Origin of the sequence: Vibrio sp. R-1 (assembly GCF_035615595.1) — a bacterium.
Taxonomy (GTDB): Bacteria; Pseudomonadota; Gammaproteobacteria; order Enterobacterales; family Vibrionaceae; genus Vibrio; species Vibrio cholerae.
Genome location: NZ_WPDC01000037.1, coordinates 1 through 17415 on the forward strand (window position 1 = coordinate 1; position 17415 = coordinate 17415).

The window sequence follows — 17415 nt, forward strand, 5'->3', positions numbered from 1 at the left end:
CCGCTGCAGCTTCAAGTAGGAAGAGTATATTAGATAAGAGGTCTAAGGTTGCCAGTTATCATAGGGGAGATGAATAGCTTCATAGAGTATTTTTAATTCCCCACTCGCTTCAAGCTGAGAAATGATTTTTGTTAAATACTGATCTATTTCGTCTCCTTTCGAGCCAAGGGGAATCACAAATACATCCTTAAAATCGGCAAAATGTTGGCGTGAAATATTCTTTATCCCCAGATTTCGAAGCGCAATATCTGCTTCTTCCTGTGCCCATACAAACCCATCAATCCGTCCGGCTGCCAATTTTTGTAGTGATGAATCAATACTATTCGATCGTTCAACTTTAAAAGGCATGTAGTCTGGTACGGCTTCAATCACATATTTTTCTGGGTTACTCCAGAGCTGTTCAGAGGTGAACGGATGGCTGATGTTTGTATAAAGCACATGCGTAACTAGGCCAAATGATTTAGAACTAAAACGAAACGGGAGCTTTCCTTGCGGATCATCAACATAAATGGCAGGTAATGCAAAATCCGCTTGTTGATTCACCACACCATGCACCGCGCGATGCAAAGGAAACACTTCAATAGCAATCTCTACTTCAGGATCGACTTTATCCATAAACTTTACTAAATCAACAAATGGACCGGTACCATCAGCATTAATTAATCCCGGAAGCTCTCCAAGATGAGCAACTCGCTGTTTGATCTTGTTATGCTTTATTTCTACAGAATTCGAAGGCTCATCGGATGCATGAATAAAAGGGGTATAAACCAGCGTTAAGCTTGGTAAATAGCACCCACAGATCTGCTTGATCAATCGACTTTTCATGTACTCTGCCCCCAAGCTACCTAGTGATATCTTTCGTGTTTCTAAGAGCTTAATCCGGATGTTGGTTCCGAATTTCCACAAACTCATCCCAATGATCCAGCAACAATTCAACCAGTTTCGGCTCAAAGTGACGCCCTTTTTGCGCCATTAACTCTTCTCGGATCTGTTCATCTGTCCATGGATCTTTATAAGAACGTTTCGCGCCTAAAGCATCAAAGACATCGGCTATCGCAGTAATACGGCCTGAAATGGGAATATCATCGCCTTGTAAGCGGTTCGGATAACCACTGCCATCCCATTTTTCATGATGAGTGGCGGCAATTTCTTTCGCCACTTGCATTAATCGCCGTTTAGAACGGTTAAGGATTTCGACCCCATACTCCACATGCTTTTGCATGATCGCCCATTCTTGGGCATCAAGTTTACCAGGCTTATGCAAGATACTGTCTGGAATGGCGACTTTGCCAACATCATGCAAAGGTGAGGCATTTTTGATCATGTCAGCCTCAGATTCAGCTAAACCGTATAAATGGGCTAATCGCTCACAATACAAGGCAACACGTTGTACATGTGCGCCGGTTTCTCGGCTACGTGCTTCCACGGCATTGGCTAAGTTGTATACCAACTCTTTCGACGTCTCACGCAAATCCACCATCAAGTTAATGTTTTCAAAGGTAAGACCGATGTTGTACATGTAGATCTCAAGCAATTTTCTATCCAGTTCAGAAAGCTCCTGCTCAAAACCTACATACAGAACGCTATCAACACCTCGTTCATCTTGTTTAAAGAACACGTAAGCATCGCCGTAGTCGCGAGTCGTGCGCTGACTCAACACTTCTTTGCAACGACGCTGCACGTCTTCCGGTAAACCTTTAAAGGGAGATTCAACGTATAACTCAACCCGTTCAGCAGTTGTTGCCACGGTTAAAGCGTTACATTTTTCACTATCGGGACAAGGTGTCGCCACGCAATAAAAAGCTGAAGCGTGCAATTTCAGCAATGAAGTCAATTGGTTCAAAACCGCAGTAGCGTAAGACTGGAGACTTTTCGTATTTTGAACATTCGCAGAAGCTTCAATCACATGACTTAAACCGAGCTTCTGATCTTCAATCAAGCACAAATCTCGGTAAGCACGCAGCATAGAATAGAGCAAGGTGCGCAGTTTTTGAGTCGTCAACTCTGTTTTTTCTTTGTAATCATCAATCTCATACTCTTTGATGACCCTATCTTCAGGAGCCTGCCCTGCTTGTCCGGTGCGCAGTACTAAACGCACTTGACGGTTCTGGAGTTCTTCGCGGATGTAACGCACCAAGTCTAAGCCCGCATGTTCGGTTTCCATCACCACATCAACCAGCGCCAGTGCGATATCCGAGCGCTCCGCCATCACTTTTCGCGCTTCTAGGCCAGAAAGAACCGAAATTAATTCAAGGGGACGATTTTGAAACTTGAACCCCGTCAATGCTAAACGTGTGATTTGGTGCATCTGCTCATCATCATCGACTAACAACACACACCAAGGCTCTTGGCTATGCATGACTACCCGTTCTTTTTCCCCTGCGGCCTCTTGGCGCATATCTGCAAACAGATCCATGCCATCTCCATATTTAAACCACTTCAACCTTCTTTAGGTTTAGCACAATAGCTTGAAGTCCGAGAGGTATGGGCACTATTTTCAATGATAAATTCGTGAATATGTTTGTGACTGGGCCATCATAAAGTCATATTCAGCGCCTCATTCCACCGTTAATACGCGTGCAGTAGAGCTCGCGTCCTAGATTGAGCAGCTCGAGGTGCCGCAACATGAATGAAATAGCTACGATGGAGCATCCACTGGCTGAATCCTCAGCCAGTGAAAATTTAGAAGCTTGGGCTAGTGTAAAGCTGCTGCTGATGCAAAAGGCGCTCAACCCCTGATGTGGTCATGTCTGTAATCGGTTGTCCATTTTGCAGAGCATCGCGAATCGCGGTACTACGGATCGGCAACCTTTCAGGGCAAGCCATCACTGCCCAACGCTGCAGTATTTCATCCGCTTTGTAGAATTTTCCAAAGTGAAGCAAATTGTCCGGCCCGATCACAAACGTCAACTCATCCTGCGGATACAGAGCTTGCAAGCGCGTCAACACCGCATAAGTAGTGACGGCCTCTGGCGGAGCATATAAGGCTTGTTCGACATCAGAGCGCTGCACTTTATTTGAGCCAATATCTTGGATGAATTGATCCACCAGTTGACTGCGCAACTCGTATTCAAGCATGGTTTTCCCCCAAGCGTGGGCAATGCTCGGTACTAACAAAACCAAATCAAAATGACCAAGCGAATCAATAATACTTTTGTGGCCTAAGGTCGGCGGATTAAAGGCGCTGCCAAACACCGCAATCTTTTTCATTGTGCACCTTGCCGATCAGGAAATGCCCTTTCTCGGTTTTCTAATTCAACGATTGCGGTATCATACACCGAAAAATTGACATTGCTTGCAGGAAAGGAACCTATGGAACACAAGATCCGTGAAGAAATGCGCGTACTGCCTTCGATCGATCCACAGTGTGAAATCGAACGCCGCGTAGCTTTTATTAAGCGTAAGCTCACCGAAGCGCGCTGCAAATCCCTCGTATTGGGCATCAGTGGTGGCGTCGATTCCACAACCTGTGGTCGCTTGGCTCAACTTGCGGTTGAAGAACTCAACCAGCAACACAATACGACGGAGTACCAATTTATCGCGGTGCGTTTACCTTACGGCGAGCAAAAAGATGAAGATGAAGCGCAACTCGCACTCTCCTTTATTCGCCCAACTCACTCGGTTTCCGTCAACATCAAAGCCGGAGTCGATGGTTTGCATGCTGCCTCTCACCACGCACTGGCGAATACCGGACTTATCCCAAGCGATCCGGCTAAAGTTGATTTCATCAAAGGCAACGTGAAAGCGCGTGCGCGCATGGTCGCGCAGTATGAAATTGCCGGCTATGTCGGCGGTCTAGTGCTAGGTACCGATCATTCTGCAGAAAACATCACCGGTTTTTATACCAAGTTTGGGGATGGCGCGTGTGACCTCGCCCCACTGTTTGGCCTCAACAAACGCCAAGTACGCTTGCTCGCCAAAACGTTAGGCGCACCTGAGCAGTTGGTTTACAAAACCCCTACCGCTGACCTTGAAGAGTTAGCACCGCAAAAAGCCGATGAAGCCGCCTTAAACCTGACCTATGAACAGATTGATGATTTCTTGGAAGGTAAAGCAGTACCTGCCGAAGTTAGCCAGCGTTTAGTGGCGATTTATCACGCAACTCAGCACAAGCGCCAGCCTATTCCGACCATTTACGACTAGACGCCTTATTGACCTACATCAAGCCAAGCCTTTCGCTTGGCTTGATAGTCAAAATATCGCCTTGTCTGACGCAACAAACTCGTTACAAAAAATCACTAAAAATCTTTACTTTTCAGCCCGATAGTGTGACTCCCACCTGAATAACGAGATCTCATTTATTCCAGCTAGAATTCTGTGAACTCTGCTTCATAATTTTTGCAAATGAAATCCGACAATACATATAACTTCATTTCAATATAGGGAACATGGGATGCTATATGTAGAATTTCTTTTTCTACTGCTGATGTTGTATATCGGCTCACGATACGGCGGTATCGGGCTTGGGGTCGTTTCGGGGATTGGTTTGGTTATCGAAGTTTTCGTCTTCAAGATGCCACCGACCTCACCACCAATCACAGTGATGTTAATTATCCTCGCGGTTGTCACCTGTGCCTCGATTCTTGAAGCCGCTGGCGGCTTAAAATACATGCTGCAAGTGGCGGAGCGCATGCTGCGCAAAAACCCCAAACGTGTCACGTTAATTGCCCCTTTTGTCACTTACACCATGACGTTTATGCTGGGTACAGGCCATGCGGTTTACTCAATCATGCCAATCATTGGTGACGTTGCCCTGAAAAACGGCATTCGTCCTGAGCGCCCGATGGCAGCAGCATCCGTTGCGTCACAAATCGCCATTACCGCCTCGCCGATTTCGGCCGCCGTGGTTTACTACCTAGCCGAACTCGCCAATATCAACCACAACATTACCTTGCTTTCTATTTTGATGGTGACGATTCCCGCCACCCTGTTTGGTACGCTTTTAATGTCGCTGTACAGTTTGAGACGCGGTAAAGAGCTGGAGAACGACCCTGAGTACCAAGCAAGACTGCAAGACCCCGTCTGGCGCGAGAAAATCCTCAACACCACCGCCACCTCACTCGATGAAACCTTGCCAGCGTCAGCTCGTAACTCCGTGCTGCTGTTTATCTCCTCGATTTTAGTGATCGTAGTGATTGCAATGTGGCCGGAGATCCGCACCATTCAAGAAGGCACTAAGCCAATTGGCATGGACATGGTGATTCAAATGATCATGCTCTGCTTCGGCGGTATCATTTTGCTCGCCACCAAAACAGACCCACGCTCTGTACCTAACGGTGTGGTGTTCAAATCTGGCATGGTGGCTGCGATTGCCATCTTCGGTATCGCATGGATGTCTGACACCTACTTCCAATACGCCATGCCACAATTTAAATCTGGCATCGTGGAGATGGTGACCAACTACCCTTGGACGTTTGCTCTGGCGCTGTTCATTGTGTCGGTGGTGGTGAACTCACAAGCCGCAGTCGCGCGGATGATGCTCCCAGTTGGTTTAGGGTTAGGTTTAGAACCCGCACTGCTGATTGGCTTGATGCCAGCCCTGTACGGTTATTTCTTTATTCCGAACTACCCATCGGATATTGCCACCGTCAACTTCGATAACACAGGCACCACCAAGATCGGTAAGTGGTATTTCAACCACTCCTTTATGGCTGTCGGTCTGATTTCCGTGATCTCAGCCTGCTGTGTGGGATTTGTGCTCAGCAAAATCATCATCGGCTAAACAAAGCTTGTAACCAATAGCCAAAGAGCCACTGAATGTGGCTCTTTTATTTACGACCAATCTTCATGCTCTCTCTCCCCAAATGACTTGGCATTGTAGATAGCGGTTGCTACTAATCACTAAAGGCCTCAGAATGGCGGGCTTTGCGCGGACTTCCCGCGTTATTTGATTACTGTTGAGAATGATATATGGGTTTTACCTCGCTCGGTCTGTCTGCGCCAATCCTTAAAGCTATTGAAGAGAAAGGATACAACACGCCTTCACCGATTCAGTTACAGGCTATTCCTGCGGTTTTAGCAGGCAAAGACGTGATGGCCGCAGCTCAAACTGGCACAGGAAAAACGGCTGGCTTTACGCTACCTATTTTAGAATTGCTGGCAAAAGGGCCAAAAGTTCGCGCCAATCAAGTTCGTGCTTTAATCCTTACCCCAACGCGTGAACTGGCCGCACAAATCCAAGACAATGTCATGCTCTATGGCCGCCATCTACCGCTCAAAAGCGCAGTTGTATTTGGTGGTGTGAAAATTAACCCACAAATGCAGCGAATGTGTAAAGGTGCGGATATCTTAGTGGCAACCCCAGGCCGCTTAATGGATCTTTATAACCAAAATGCGGTCAAATTTGATCAGTTGGAAATTTTGGTACTTGACGAAGCAGATCGCATGCTCGACATGGGCTTTATTCGTGACATTCGTAAGATACTGAAATTATTGCCTGCAAAGCGCCAAAACCTACTGTTTTCAGCTACCTTCTCGACCGAAATCCGTGAGCTTGCCAAAGGCTTGGTGAATAACCCCGTCGAAATTTCAGTCAGCCCAGCCAACTCAACGGCAAGAACCGTTGAACAGTGCATTTATCCTGCTGATGTGAAAAAGAAACCGGACATGCTGGTGAAATTGGTCAAAGAGGGGAATTGGCAACAAGTGCTGGTATTTATGCGTACCAAGCATGGTGCCAACCGTTTAGCGACCTATCTCAACGAGCAAGGTTTAACCGCGGCCGCGATTCACGGCAATAAGAGCCAAGGCGCACGCACCCGAGCACTGGCGGATTTTAAAGCGGGAGAGGTGCGTATTCTGGTCGCAACAGATATTGCGGCGCGTGGCATTGATATCCCGCAACTACCTCAAGTGGTGAATTTTGAATTGCCGAAAATTGCTGAAGATTACGTGCACCGAATTGGCCGAACAGGCCGTGCAGGTGAAGTCGGTAAAGCAATATCCTTGGTAAGTGCCATTGAAGCGCCGGAATTATTTGCCATTGAACGTTTAACGCAAGCCTTACTGCCCCGTGTAAATTTAGCGGGATTTGAGCCGACCAACCAACTCCCTGAGTCAAAGTTAGACACTCGACCTTTGAAACCGAAAAAGCCCAAAAAACCTAAAAAGGTAGAGGGAGCTGGAGAAAACAAAGGCAGCGCAGCTGAAAACAAACCTAAAGCTGGCCACCGAGGTCAACCTACAGGGCAAGCTCGCACAGCGAAAAAAGGCGGCACTCATTCAGCGCCGAAAAAACCCGCAAACCGCCCTCGTCGCAGTTCTTCAAAACCAGTGACAAAGTCATCATCAGCTAAACCGATTTAGGTGTGAAACCAATAGCAAAAGAGCCACATCATGTGGCTCTTTTTGTTCAACCATCTTCGAAACACCAATCGCTAATCCTTTGAATATGTGATATTCCGCCATCGTCACATAAGAACTACTCGAAAGTACCGAATATGCAAGCATGATGATATCATCGCTCCCGCTACAATCTTTCTCAGCTGTCGTAATCGACGAAATACAGAGAGATTTGTCTGAAGAAATTCAAAAATAAAAGTGATTGAATAGCAAAGGATGAAAGTGGGAATGTTGGCTGTAACGATGAAGGAATCAGAAAAACAATAGACTTCTAAGACAAGCGAAGGCCTTCATGATCGGAAAGAACGGATAAATACCCAGCATCAAATTGTCATCCTAAAGTCTTTCTGCCTCACGAGCAGACAGCTCGTAGCAACGGGAGAAATCCCCTATGCAGAGACTGTAAAATGGAATACCGTCGTATATCACTTTCTACTGCGGCTTTCCCACCATGCCTTAGTTATGTGAATGCCTCAGATTGAACAAGAGGTAAATCCACTAAACCCTAACTAGCAAGATATTACTGAGCTAATTTAATCAGCTAGCTCGGGACTGGACAGAAACGAGATAGCTGACAAAGAGAGTTGGTATTTTGCTCATTAGATAAACTAACCCAATCCTCAACTGCCATGGAGACCTCTGCGTATTCAATTCAGGATGTTCTACTCATTCTTTTTGCCAAATCAAATAAGTTGACTTTAGTACTAGATTTATTCGTTCATGTGTGTGATGTTGCACCCTATCTAAAACTAGCTATCTGATATAAATGGCAAACACTTTCCGTATCCACATGCTGAAAGCTAAGACAGGCGATTCATTTATCGTAGAGTGTGACAATGAAGCATTCTTCATTGATGGTGGAACTCGCAGTGTAGCGAAGTATTTGAAAAGATATTTACAAGAAAACTATCTTGCAAAACTACAAGCGGTATTTGTGACACATGTGGATAGGGATCATATTGGAGGAATAGCAAAGCTATACGGTCAGTTTAGTGAATATGTTCCGAAAACAGCGCCCATTTATATGAATCACCCTGATCAGGTCACTATAACAACTAATACAAGTGGTCTAGTGACTTATGAGGATGGAAACAGCCTCAAAGAAGTTCTTATGAAGAACGGTTACGTACTCGATGAAGCTACAACGGGTAAAATTCTTGACTTTAATGGAGTCACAGTGGAAGTCTTATCGCCTCCATCTGTAGTCGCTGGTCAACTTTTCACTGAGTGGAGAGCCAGTGATGATGGGCTCGTTTCAACTGATTTAATCGAAGTCGATTGCTCAAATGTGCCCCCTGAGCCAAAAAACAATATTTCCAGTGACATTGTAAATGCGTCTTCAATTGCACTAACTATCAGACATGCGGGCAAAACTGCTTTGTTCTTGTCTGATAGCCTTCCAGAGGTGGTATTAAACCAAATCGAAGGAAAGATAAAGTTTGATATTGTAAAAATCTCTCACCATGGGAGTAAACACAATACCAGTATGGAGTTACTAAGAAGAATAGATTGTAACAACTTCATTATTTCTACTAATGGGCCTAGAAGTTATGGTCATCCGCATGCAGAAACCCTAGCGCGATTAATCTTATCGAGTATTGAGCATGGTTATTCGGAATGTAACATTACTTTCAACTATGAGAAAGTTTGCAATCGCATCAAGATAAATAATCTACCAAGTGGTTTTCATGTAAACTTAATTTATTCAGAGACTATTACCTTATAATGAAAGTATTAAAGAATAGCATCAAATCAAATTTCGTAACTCTCAATTCTAGCGGTTTACATGTAGGTTGTGGTTTTCTATTTAAATCGGATGATATCACTTACTGTATTACTGCTGGACATGTTATCTATGGAAAAAATTATGATGTTGAACGCGTAGTAGAAATATTAGATGTTCGCGGTCAGCGCATTGAAAGTTTTGAACAGTTGACCTTTCTAGAGTTCGCGCAAAAACACGATCTAACATTGTTTAAACTTTATTCTGAAGTAGAAAACATACAGCCAGTTACTCTTTGTAATTCGATAACCAACAGCAGATTATTATCTATTTCATACATGAAACCTAGTCTTCTGAAAGACTCTTTCTTCTTGGATAATGTTAAGTTCAATGATGATCTAGAAACAAATCAATTCAGATACTCGGCAGCTCCTGGGGCATTTAACAACTTTCACGATGATTCGCATGGTGCTGAAGCGATGGAAGGGATCTCTGGTAGCCCAATGTTACTTTGCACTTCAGATAATACCATTGTATTACATGGGATAACGAGCAGAATACCTAACGACGGGGTGCTCAACTTTATTGAGACTAGAGATTTAACTGTTCTCACTGAGGTTGTTGATAGTTTTGAGTTCCAAAATAGTGAAGATTTTGATTGTAATCATAGGCTAATAGGCTTCAACCGCAAGTTAATAAATGAGGAAAAATTTAACCTGTGGGTTGATGAATGGAAAAACCGCCCTGGTAATGAAGGATATTATGGTCATTTAGAAAATAAATTAGAAACGATTCATGGTGATTCGTACAAAGCAGAGTTACCCAAAGAGCTAGAAAAAATAATGATTGGCGATGCTTGTATCAAAAACGTAATTGAAAAAGATTCTACTCTCTTTGAGAGCTATGTAGATGTTATTGAGACAGCGGAAAGGGATAAAATGGAGAAGTACGTCAGCTCAAAGCATGAAGCTCTCGAACACTACAATAACGTTTACCAAGAACACCTTGATGTAATTAACGAAGATCTGGAGCAATTTGATCTAAGTCGTACGGATAGAAAAAAAATTGCCCAATATAATGTCGCAACATGGATGGCAGTCTGTAATCTTAGGTTCAGTAAAAAATGACTATATATATTGAAAAACGACCATATACCAGTTTTCTTTCTCCAAGAAAGTTAGACAGCTTTCAAATTGCTGCAATCATCTTTTTAATTGCATATTCTACTTCTGGACGTGCGAGGTATATTTACTTAGATAAACTTCATTTTCTATTTGATCTGTTAATGTGTGATCAAGACTTCTCTAGTCTTCCCAAATTCACCATTCCTCCATGGAGCATAGATAAGGAATTGAAACATAAGGTAATAGTTCTTGTCAAAAATGAAGTTATATGTCAGTCATATGACAATAACAGAGTTAGGTATTCACTAACTGAAAAAGGACTCAAAAAGTTTGATGAGCTAATTGAAATTAAAGAATTATCAATTTTATGCTCAAAATCAGAAGCCTTGGCTAATACTACAACAAAAACGTTTGAAAGATCTAAGGTAATCTATAATGTTTAAGATTAATAACGTATCGTCTGAAATCCATGTTCGTGAAAATAAAAACAAATACGGATTCAAATTTAACTTTAATAGCGGTCTTAACATTATAAAAGGTCAAAACTCTACGGGTAAATCAAGTATATTGTCTTGTATTTATTACAATTTAGGTATGGAGCAGTTACTTGGAATGAGTACGAATAAGACTAGCCTATTGGATAAATGTTTGACTAGCGAGTTTGTTTACAAAGATACGACCTACAGCATTACACAGTCGATGATAAGACTTGAGATAGAGAATAATAACGGTGAGATTGCTTTGATTGAAAGACCTGCAATATCGCCAAGTGAAGATAATAGAAACACAATTATTGTTCAACAAGATGGTAAAGTCAGTAAATACTACCTTCACTCTGCAAAAGATCACAGTCATAAGTTTGGTTTTTATACATGGCTTCAAACATTCATTGGTATTGAATTACCAAGAGACCCCGAGACGAATAAGATCACATTATATTTACAGAATGTATTCTCTAGTTGCTTCATAGAGCAAACTAAAGGTTGGTCAGATTTTATGTCCCAAATGCCTTCTTTTAATATTAAAGATGCAAAGAGGAAATTGGTCGAGTATTTATTATCATTACAGTGTTTAGAAAATGATATCGAAAAAGATAGATTATCTAGTGAAAAAACTGAACTAGTAGAAAGTTGGAATCAAGCGGTTAGGGATTTCGACAGGGTGGATTACTCACTTTCATACGTAGTAAATGGACTTGGAAAAAAATTTGAAAAATCAAAGATCGATTCTTTGTTGAACCTCCAACTTAAAATAAAAATGGAGTCTAACTGGTTAGATATAAAGACTGCACACAAGTTAAAAACTAAAGAGCTCACTAAGTTAAGAAAAAGAAATCGAGATATTGAAAAACGCAAAGATCTCTGTGATTTGAGTGAGAATCGAAAAGACCTTAAGGTAAGGCTTTTGCAACTAAATAGAGTGAAATCCTCGTTAGACCGTGCGTATGCAACCGAAAAATACAAAGTTAAGAACTATACAGACCACTTAACTAGACTTTCAGAAGAAAGGTCTAACATTGTTGGTTCAAGAAAGGTTGACGAATTGATTAGTGAACTTTCGTCATCAGATAATTGTCCGCTATGTGACAATACAATTACTGCAATATCTCCAAATAAGGTCGTAAGCCAGGATAACTATGAGAGTTCATTGAAGTATATAGATAGTAAAATATCAATGATCTCCAGCTACCTAGATAGCTTTAGTAATTTCGAAGAAGACTATGCCAAAGACTGTAACTACTATAATAATCTTATTCACTCCACTAGAAATAAGATAGCAAACCTTGATCGCGACTTGAATTCAAACGTAGATAAGTCTTTACACAGGTCACTAATTCAGCAAGAACTTGTCACTTCCAATTTATTGGATAGACTTAATGTATTGGCTGGAGAGTTTGAGAAGTTTAAAGAAAATATCAACAGTCTTAACACTCGAATAGTCAATATAGACAATGAGATCAGAGATATAAAGCAGTCTTTTGGTAGTGATGAAGAAAAAATAAACTTATTTCAGAAAATTTTTCAAAGTTACTTGGAAAAGTTCCATTACGAAAGTAATGAAATTTATAAAGTTAAGATTAATAGTAAACAACCATTTAAAGTTTTTCCGAGCGTCTTTAATGTCGCAGCAGGTAGTGCACAACCTATTCGATTGGCGTCATCTGCTAGTGATTTTATAAGATCTGAGTGGGCTTTTTATCTGTCTTTGTTGGTTATGTCTAGTGTACATCCAGGCGTATTGATCTTTGACGAACCTGGTCAACATGCAATGAGTATTGACTCTATGACTCGACTACTTGAGGAGTCAGAGAAATTTAAAGATCGTCAACTTATATTCGCAATTTCAAAGTTCTACAAAGGGTATGGAAAAGAAAAACAAGATTTCTTTATAGATAATATTACTGCCAACTTGGAGCAATTTACAGAAATAGAAATTGACTCAGACAACCAGAAACTTGTATCTGAACTATGAAATAAGTTAGGCACCTATTATTCAGGTGCCTAATTATATAATCTGGTTGTTAATTTTCGATAAAGGTTAGTAGTTATTAAGAACTGAATCAATGGGGCATGCCTTGCTTTTGTTACTCATTACTTCTGGTATATCAAATTTACCTGAACTGTATTGTTCGAACTTTGTTGCCCTGCGATAGTCGCTTCAAAATTTTTTCACCTCTATCGCCACTTGCTAACTTTAGAGTAAAAAAAGAGCCGTTAAAAACGGCTCTTAATCATTCGATTTTTCCGATAAATTTAAAGCTTACTCACGCCCGTAGACGTTGTTCTCTTGCTCTTGAACTCGGATAAATGTTGTACGCTTCGTTAGCTCACGAAGCTCCGCCGCGCCTACGTAGGTACAGGTTGAGCGCACGCCGCCGAGGATGTCTTGAATGGTGCCGTGTACGCTGCCACGGTATGGCAATAGTACGGTTTTTCCTTCGGCTGCACGGTAACCTGCTACACCGCCAGAATGCTTGTCCATCGCGCTCTTCGATGACATGCCGTAAAATTTCATGAAGGTTTCGCCATCTTTTACGATGAGTTCACCGCCTGCTTCTTCATGGCCTGCCAGCATACCGCCAAGCATCACGAAATCCGCGCCGCCGCCGAAGGCTTTCGCGACATCTCCCGGACACGTACAGCCGCCGTCACCGATGATACGACCACCAAGGCCGTGCGCAGCATCCGCACATTCGATAATCGCGGACAGTTGTGGGTAGCCGACACCGGTTTTTACGCGTGTCGTACACACAGAGCCCGGGCCAATGCCTACTTTAACAATGTCTGCACCCGCGAGGATAAGCTCTTCGACCATATCGCCGGTTACGACGTTACCCGCAGAAATCACTTTGTCAGGAAATGCAGCGCGTACCCTTTGCACGTACTCAACAAGGTGCTCAGAATAGCCGTTCGCGATATCGATGCAGATGAAGATCAGTTCATCAGACAGTGCCATCACATCTTTGGTTTTTTGGAAATCGGCTTCCGATGTGCCGGTTGAAACCATAACATTGTTCAGCGTCGCTTTGTCGGCACTTTTCACAAACTCAGCCCAATCAGCCACAGTGTAATGTTTGTGTACTGCGGTCATCACACCATGCTCAGCCAAGGCTTTAGCCATGGCAAAACTGCCTACCGAGTCCATATTGGCGGCAATCACAGGTACGCCTGACCATTGACGACCACTATGTTTGAAAGTAAACTCGCGGGTTAAATTTACTTGAGAACGGCTTTTCAGGGTTGAACGTTTCGGGCGAAACAGGACATCTTTAAAACCTAACTTAAGTTCTTGTTCGATACGCATTGTGTAATTCCTTGATTAATTGACCATTTGTGTCTCTTAGCAGAGTGCGTAGTACCTTCGTTGGCAGACGTCAGTACATTTCGGACACAAAAAAACCGGAGCGTTGGCAGACGCTCCGGTTTTCAGCATTATAGGCCGCGTTTTTTTTCTCTCAAGACTGATATTTGACTTTTTTTTGTGTTACCCTGCCGAAGTTTTCATACCCAGACAATCCCCTCTGTAACACTCAACTCTTAAATTGCTTACCAAACAGTACGTTAGTTCTATTTTGTCAAATTACCGACATATCGCTTTTTGCTGAACAATCGATTGCCCTCTCTTTAAATTGCCATAAATTAGACTTTGATCACCTTTTTGCAGAGCAAAATTCCAGCAACTCACAAGCTCCGTTTTCGAAGTCGATCAAGCTCACATCACGTATAAATAATTCACCACGCTTATCCATTCGGCGCATTTATTGCTTAACTTTAAATCTATTCTTGCATTCGGCATCCAAACTACTTGGATTTGTAGATGCGCAGTCAGTGAGTGAATCTTCATGACATAGACAGGCTATGTGATTGGGGTAAACGAAGGTAACAGACACCGCTGCAGCTTCAAGTAGGAGGAAATATTAATCCTTTCAGGGAATGAAACAGGTGGGCTATGGTACGTTTTTGCGGCTGGTTAATAGTTTTTTGTTGCTTTGCACTTCCTGCTTATGCGGGAAATAGCCCTTATTCCTTTTCGTTAAGCACAGGCTTTAGCCGTATCGATAGCCCTTCCAGTAGTGATGAAGCTTGGGTTACTCAGTTTGGGTATAACTACCAGTTTTCGCCGTTTATCGGCTTAGATCTCGGCTATTCAGGCATGATCGGCAACGGAGCCGAAATGTTAAACACGCAAAAACAGAAGATTGATGTCAAAGTTGAAGGTTTTTATTTTGGCGCTTTTTTCGAACAGCCTATCAATAACCTGACGATTCTTTACGCTCGCGGCGGGCTATCGCAATTCAAAGTGAAAGAGCGCTATGAATTGGGTGCGATTGGCGATAACCGTCAATTTTCAGGAACCAATCCGTATATCGGCATCGGTACGAAAGTGCAATCGAGCATCGACAAAAGTTTGGCGCTGACTATGGAGCTCAGTTACTACCCTTTAGAGCAAGATTATTCGAGTCTTTCCTTCACCGTAGGCGGGCAATATCGTTTTTAAGCGACACTTAGACAGCATTTTTTGATAGGCTAAGGCCACGATTTGCTATTTATCACTTTCGTTTTATGAAACTCACCCTTCGCAAAAAGCTGTTAGAAAAAGTAGAAAACACGACAGAAACTCCCATGCTGATCCTTTCTGTCGTTTATGTTGTCGTCGCGTTGCTGCCTGACATTGCCGTTTTATCTCCCGATGATCTTGAGTTTCTTGATGGCTTACTCTGGATTGTGTGGGGCATTTTTGCGACAGAGCTGTTAGTCAAAATCTTCGTCAGCCCTAAACCACTGCAATATATGATGCAGAATTGGCCGGACGTACTTATCGTGGCGATGCCGTTTCTGCGTCCCCTGCGTTTCCTACGTATTTTGTTGGTACTGCCCAAAGCGTGGAGACAAACCAAATCGGTTCTGCGCCAAAAAACCTTCAGCTTTATCGGTCTGACAAGTCTTTCTACTGTGCTGCTCTCTGCGGCGTTTGTGTATCTGGTTGAGAAAGGAACCCCTAGCCCCATCAATAGCTATGCCGATGCGCTGTGGTGGGCGATGTCGACCATTACTACGGTAGGTTATGGGGATATGTACCCGGTCACAGGGTTTGGGCGTGGAGTCGCGGTATTTTTGATGCTGACAGGGATCACCCTGTTTGGTCTATTAACCGCGAGTGTGGCTTCTTTTTTTGTTGAGGATGATACGGCCAAACAAGATCATCTCTCCCTCAATCTCTTGCTTGAAAAAAACCAGCAGTTAGAAACACAGTTGAATCAATTGGTTGAAACTCAGCAACCTAGAAAGCGTTTTCATCTAGCGAGCTACCGTCGGCAGCTCGCAGAGCGTGAAACAGAACGGAAAAATCAGAAACCAAAGCGTCGTCGAATAAAACTTCCGTCGCAAGACAATCGCAACGCCTAATTCAGGCGTTGCGCATGGTGTGGCGGCGAAATACCGCCACTAATGCGGCAACCGCCAAAAAGAAGCAGTAATAAGAGTAACTCACCACGCTCAATGGCGACATTTGAAAAATAGAGCCAAGCAATAACGCTTGTGCGCCATAAGGCAACACACCTTGCATGATGCACGAGAAGATATCCAGCAAGCTGGCAGAGCGTTTTGCTGTCACGCCATTGTGTTCAGCCAGCTCTTTAGCCACCCCGCCACTCACAATGATGGCAACCGTGTTGTTCGCCGTGCACACATTGGTCAGTGCCACCAAGCCTGCAATCCCCAATTCACTGGCTCGCATTTTTTGTACATCACTGTGTGAACGAGCAAATTTATCGATCATTCGGCTAATGTGGTGAGTGAGAAACGCCAATCCGCCTTGCTGTTTCATCAGTTCACCCATGCCACCAATCAGCATCGATAACAGGAAAATCTCCTGCATGTTGCCAAAACCCGCGTAAACATCTTTGGTTAATGCCGACAAGGAGTAACCGTCACTCAAACCACCGACACCCGCGGCCATTAAAATGCCCACCAGCAGTACCAGGAACACATTCAACCCCATCACGGCCAACACGAGAATGGTGAGGTAAGGCAGCACTTTTAGCCATTCAATGTCACTGGTTTGCGGTGATTGTGCCGTTTGGCTGCTGAAGGTGAACACCACAAGCGCCAACAGCGCCGCTGGCAAAGCAATGCGGATATTCTCTTTAAATTTGTCACGCATATGGCAGCCTTGTGAACGGGTTGCCGCAATGGTGGTATCCGAAATGATCGAAAGATTATCACCAAACATGGCACCGCTCAGCACGACCCCAGCCGTTAAACCAAGATTCAAATCCGCCGCTTGGGCAATACCTAACGCCACGGGAGCAATCGCCGCAATCGTCCCCATTGAGGTGCCCATTGCTGTGGCAACAAAGGCTGAAATAACAAACAGCCCCGGCAGAATGAGACTCGCTGGCAGCAGTGCTAAACCAAGATTCACTGTGGCATCCACGCCACCAGTAGCTTTGGCAACGGCGGCAAAGGCTCCGGCAAGCAAATAAATGATGCACATCGCCATAATATCGCTGTGACCCACACCACGTAAAAACTGCTCGATGGCTCGATTGAGCGACTCTTTGCTCAAGGCAATCGCCAAAACGACCGCAGGCAGAACAGCAACAGGGGCCGGCAGTTGATAGAACGCAAACTCAACCCCTTGCCAAGTGAGATAGCTCCCTACGCCCATAAAAAGCAGTAAGAAAACCATAAGTGGTAATAGGGCAAAGGCATTCGGTTGTTGAGG

14 protein-coding genes are annotated in these 17415 nt (G+C 43.6%); 9 read left to right on the forward strand and 5 right to left on the reverse strand.

Annotated elements, in window-relative coordinates; translation table 11 throughout:
• Nucleotides 1-42: 42 nt before the first annotated feature.
• The 3 genes from GOU96_RS09825 to GOU96_RS09835 form a co-directional block, all read right to left on the reverse strand.
• Nucleotides 43-825 (reverse strand): hypothetical protein, encoded by a 783-nt coding sequence (locus GOU96_RS09825; protein ID WP_001961864.1) that lies wholly within the window; start codon nucleotides 823-825, stop codon nucleotides 43-45.
• Between the two features lie 49 nt (nucleotides 826-874).
• Entirely contained in the window at nucleotides 875-2416 is a 1542-nt protein-coding gene (locus GOU96_RS09830) for a DUF3369 domain-containing protein (RefSeq protein ID WP_042989075.1), read from the reverse strand.
• Between the two features lie 266 nt (nucleotides 2417-2682).
• Nucleotides 2683-3210 (reverse strand): nicotinate-nicotinamide nucleotide adenylyltransferase, encoded by a 528-nt coding sequence (locus tag GOU96_RS09835; protein WP_001915154.1) that lies wholly within the window; start codon nucleotides 3208-3210, stop codon nucleotides 2683-2685.
• A 102-nt stretch (nucleotides 3211-3312) separates the two neighbouring features.
• Between GOU96_RS09835 and nadE the strand changes: the two genes are divergently transcribed.
• The 7 genes from nadE to GOU96_RS09870 all read left to right on the forward strand — a co-directional run bounded on the left by nadE (nucleotide 3313) and on the right by GOU96_RS09870 (nucleotide 12660).
• Nucleotides 3313-4143: an ammonia-dependent NAD(+) synthetase gene (nadE, locus tag GOU96_RS09840; protein ID WP_267782278.1), complete on the forward strand. Its 831-nt coding sequence runs from the start codon at nucleotides 3313-3315 to the stop codon at nucleotides 4141-4143.
• A gap of 250 nt (nucleotides 4144-4393) precedes the next feature.
• Nucleotides 4394-5722, forward strand: a complete 1329-nt coding sequence (locus GOU96_RS09845) for an anaerobic C4-dicarboxylate transporter (RefSeq protein ID WP_001887127.1) — start codon at nucleotides 4394-4396, stop codon at nucleotides 5720-5722.
• A gap of 188 nt (nucleotides 5723-5910) precedes the next feature.
• The gene (locus GOU96_RS09850; RefSeq protein ID WP_033932219.1) at nucleotides 5911-7305 is read left to right on the forward strand and encodes a DEAD/DEAH box helicase; all 1395 of its coding nucleotides are present in this window, start codon (nucleotides 5911-5913) and stop codon (nucleotides 7303-7305) included.
• An 802-nt stretch (nucleotides 7306-8107) separates the two neighbouring features.
• Entirely contained in the window at nucleotides 8108-9067 is a 960-nt protein-coding gene (locus GOU96_RS09855; protein ID WP_267782274.1) for a ComEC/Rec2 family competence protein, read from the forward strand.
• On the forward strand, nucleotides 9067-10191 hold the full coding sequence (locus GOU96_RS09860; protein WP_267782272.1) for a hypothetical protein: 1125 nt from the start codon (nucleotides 9067-9069) through the stop codon (nucleotides 10189-10191). Before GOU96_RS09855 ends, GOU96_RS09860 begins: the two co-directional genes overlap by 1 nt.
• Nucleotides 10188-10631 carry a hypothetical protein gene (locus GOU96_RS09865; RefSeq protein ID WP_267782270.1) on the forward strand — a complete coding sequence of 148 codons (444 nt, stop codon included), beginning with the start codon at nucleotides 10188-10190 and terminating at the stop codon, nucleotides 10629-10631. Before GOU96_RS09860 ends, GOU96_RS09865 begins: the two co-directional genes overlap by 4 nt.
• Nucleotides 10624-12660 (forward strand): hypothetical protein, encoded by a 2037-nt coding sequence (locus tag GOU96_RS09870; RefSeq protein ID WP_267782267.1) that lies wholly within the window; start codon nucleotides 10624-10626, stop codon nucleotides 12658-12660. Before GOU96_RS09865 ends, GOU96_RS09870 begins: the two co-directional genes overlap by 8 nt.
• Nucleotides 12661-12948: 288 nt before the next feature.
• On the opposite strand, the gene GOU96_RS09875 is transcribed toward GOU96_RS09870, so the two are convergent.
• Nucleotides 12949-13992 (reverse strand): GMP reductase, encoded by a 1044-nt coding sequence (locus GOU96_RS09875; protein ID WP_001217709.1) that lies wholly within the window; start codon nucleotides 13990-13992, stop codon nucleotides 12949-12951.
• A gap of 645 nt (nucleotides 13993-14637) precedes the next feature.
• Between GOU96_RS09875 and GOU96_RS09880 the strand changes: the two genes are divergently transcribed.
• Both GOU96_RS09880 and GOU96_RS09885 read left to right on the forward strand, forming a co-directional pair.
• A complete protein-coding gene (locus GOU96_RS09880; RefSeq protein ID WP_032477638.1) occupies nucleotides 14638-15186 on the forward strand; it encodes an outer membrane beta-barrel protein in 549 nt (182 codons plus the stop codon).
• A 65-nt stretch (nucleotides 15187-15251) separates the two neighbouring features.
• Complete coding sequence (locus GOU96_RS09885) at nucleotides 15252-16094, forward strand: potassium channel family protein (protein ID WP_000779165.1); 843 nt, start codon at nucleotides 15252-15254, stop codon at nucleotides 16092-16094.
• A gap of 1 nt (nucleotide 16095) precedes the next feature.
• Here the strand turns inward: GOU96_RS09885 and GOU96_RS09890 are convergent, their stop codons facing one another.
• A complete protein-coding gene (locus GOU96_RS09890) occupies nucleotides 16096-17379 on the reverse strand; it encodes a Na+/H+ antiporter NhaC family protein (RefSeq protein WP_001903321.1) in 1284 nt (427 codons plus the stop codon).
• Nucleotides 17380-17415: the final 36 nt, after the last annotated feature.